Source organism: Pseudoduganella violaceinigra DSM 15887 (genome assembly GCF_000425385.1).
Lineage (GTDB): Bacteria > Pseudomonadota > Gammaproteobacteria > Burkholderiales > Burkholderiaceae_D > Rugamonas > Rugamonas violaceinigra.
Genome location: NZ_AUDI01000036.1, coordinates 1 through 2,848, shown reverse-complemented (window position 1 = coordinate 2,848; position 2,848 = coordinate 1). Strand labels below are relative to the sequence as shown.

Sequence of the window (2,848 nt, the reverse complement as noted above, 5' to 3'; positions counted from 1 at the left end):
GAGGCGGTGAACTTGGTGGTGTTGGCCTTGAACCAGATGCGGAAGGCCTTGTCGTTGCCGATACCGGTCATCGCCAGCGGCTGCTTGGTCAGGTACTTACTGTACATTTCGCTCGAGGACGAGGAGTTCGAACCCTGCGACAGGAAGTAGAACATGCGGTTGTTGGCGCCCGAGGAATAGTGCACGTCCAGGTTGCCGATCGAGCTGCTCCAGGCGTCGGCCGAGCCGCCGTCCTTGGAAGGCTTCCACATCCAGCGCAGCGGCTGGCCGTTGCGGGCGATTTCCTTGCCCATCATCCAGTCGTTGCCGGATGGGACGCTGGTGCCAGTACCGCCAGCGCGGGCATAGGCTTCCACCATTTCGCCGGTGATGTCGGAGTTCGACTCATTCAGGCCGCCCGACTCGCCGGAGTAGGTCAGGTTGGACGTGGCGTCGGTCACGCCGTGGCCCATTTCGTGGCCGATCACGTCGATCGAGCCCAGGCTGTAGAAGCTGCTGCCGTCGCCGATGTACATGCACTTGCAGCTTGGGTCGAAGAAGGCGTTGTCGTAGTTGTTGTCGACGTGGACGGCGATGTAGGTCGCGGTGTTGTTGCCGTCCAGCGAGGACCAGCCCATCACGTTTTTCAACGTGTCGTAGGTATTCATCAGGCCCCACAGCGCGTTCACCGCGGCGGTCTGGCCGTTGGCGTTGGTGGTGCTGCCGCCGTTGTATTGCTGGCCGTCGCCCCAGGTGTTGGTGGTGTTGGTGTAGATGCTGCCAGGGCTAGGATTGTTGGCCGACGAGTGGTTGGCGTTGGTGATCGCCATGCCGCCGAATTGGCCGCCGGTGCCGCGGGTGGCGTCCAGCATCTTGTAGGTCGAGCCGGACAGTGTGGTCTGGATCGGCACGTCGCCGTTGTACTGGCTGTGGCCGACGCCGACCACGGTCTGCAGCGCGTTCCACTGTTTCAGCACGGCGCCGGAGGTGGCGCTGATCACGGTGTCGCGGAAGATCGGACGGTTGTTCTTGCTCATACGGGTCTTGACCAGGTAGGCCAGCTCGTAGTGGTCGACCACGTCCTTCACATCCATCGCATTCAGCGCGTTTTCGGCCTTGTTGGCGGCGGCTTCGGTACGCACGGTCTTCATGACCGGCCAGATCAGCAGCTCCGCTTCCGGCTTGATGCGGTGTTCGCTGGCCGGGGTGCGGGAGACGGCGATGCGGATCGCTTCGTCGGCGTTGAAGCTTGGGGTGGTGTCAGGCGCGCCTTTGCCGGCGGCTTTGGCGGCGCGCGAAGCGTCCAGGCCATTGCGGCGGTCGGAGGCGGATTCACTGACGATGTCGCCGTTTTCGTCGGTCACGATGACCGAGTCGGAACCGAAGACACGCAAGCCCTGGAAGGTGTGATCGGCGCGCGTGATGCGCTGGCCTTGCACACCGGGATGCTGTTCACGCAGTTTGTAGCCATGCTCGCTGTCGAGACCGGCGGCCGCGCGGCGTGCATCCAGGCGTGAGACGAGATTGGTTTTGGCTTCCAGACTCATCGGCTGGGCCGGCGCGGCCATCAGGGAATCGGGCATGACGCCGGCAAATGCAGGGGCGAACGAGGCGGCAACGGCTGCGGCCAACAGGCTTTTGCGAAGTTTCATCGACACTCCTTCTTGGAACTTGGGTTGGTGGGGAGTCGAAGTTATGCCTGTTTTTTGGGCGAGTCAAAAAACTTGTGAAATGAGTCAGTTTTACAGTTTTTGTATAGTTTTAGACAATTGATTACATGCTTGTAGTCACGTTGGCAGGCGCATCCTGCCCACAAAAAAGCCGGTAATACGGCTATCGCATCGCAAGGATGGCGACAGCCGCATACCGGCTTGAATGACGACTAGCTTGCTTACTGAACTTGCAGGCTGACCTTATCGATCACGAAGGAAGTCTGCAGCGACGAGTCTTCCGTCATGTTGAAGTGCAGGCGCACGGTCTGGCCCTTGTACGGCAGCAGATTGAAGCTGCGCACCTGGTAGCCGCTGGCGGCGTTGGCATTGCTGTAGGTCGCCAGGGTGCCCAGGGTGGTGCCGGCGGAGTTCTTCACGGTCACGACCAGCTTGTCGTAGGCGGTGCTACCCGATTCCGCGGTGTCGATATGCAGCGCGAAGGAGAAGTTCGCCGACGTTGCAGTGGATGGGATGGTCACGGTCTGGTACAGGCTTTCGGTGGCGGTGGCGCCATTGCCGCCCAGCCATGCGAAGCGGGTGCCTTCGTATGCGCTCTGGCCGCTGTAGTTGCCGATCACGCCGGTGCTGCCGGCCCATGGCGACGTGCCGGACTCGAAGCCGCCGTTGACCACCAGGTCGGACTGTGGCGGTGTGCCGCCCACGGTCAGGGTGGCGTTGTTCGAGGTGGCGGTCTTGACCGGCGACGAAGCGTCGCTGACCACGGCCTTGAACACGGCGCCGTTGTCGGCGCTCTGCGCAGTGAACGAGTAGGTGGCCGAGGTGGCGCCCGTGATCTGGGTGCCGTTGCGGTACCACTGGTAGCTGTAAGGCGAGGTGCCGCCGCTGGCGCCGACGGTGAAGCTGGCGGTGCCGCCGGCATTCACGGTGACGTTGTTAGGCTGGGTCGAGATCGACACGCCGGTCGGCACGCCTTCGTCGACGTCGGTGCCGACGTTGATGGCCGCGTAAGCGCGCTTGACTGCGATCGATTCCTTGCTGCCCACGCCGTACAGTTCTTCCGCTGCCTGCACCACCTTGTTGCGCGCGTCGGCGTAGTTGGTCGAGGCGGTGAACTTGGTGGTGTTGGCCTTGAACCAGATGCGGAAGGCCTTGTCGTTGCCGATACCGGTCATCGCCAGCGGCTGCTTGGTCAGGTA

2 protein-coding genes are annotated in these 2,848 nt (G+C 62.4%); both read right to left on the bottom strand.

Going from position 1 to position 2,848, the window contains the following annotated elements; all coding sequences use genetic code 11:
* A partial coding sequence (locus H597_RS0116420) for a M4 family metallopeptidase (RefSeq protein WP_035374499.1) occupies positions 1 to 1,631 on the bottom strand: 1,631 nt, incomplete at its 3' end.
* Between the two features lie 239 nt (positions 1,632 to 1,870).
* A partial coding sequence (locus H597_RS0116415) for a M4 family metallopeptidase (RefSeq protein WP_028103089.1) occupies positions 1,871 to 2,848 on the bottom strand: 978 nt, incomplete at its 5' end.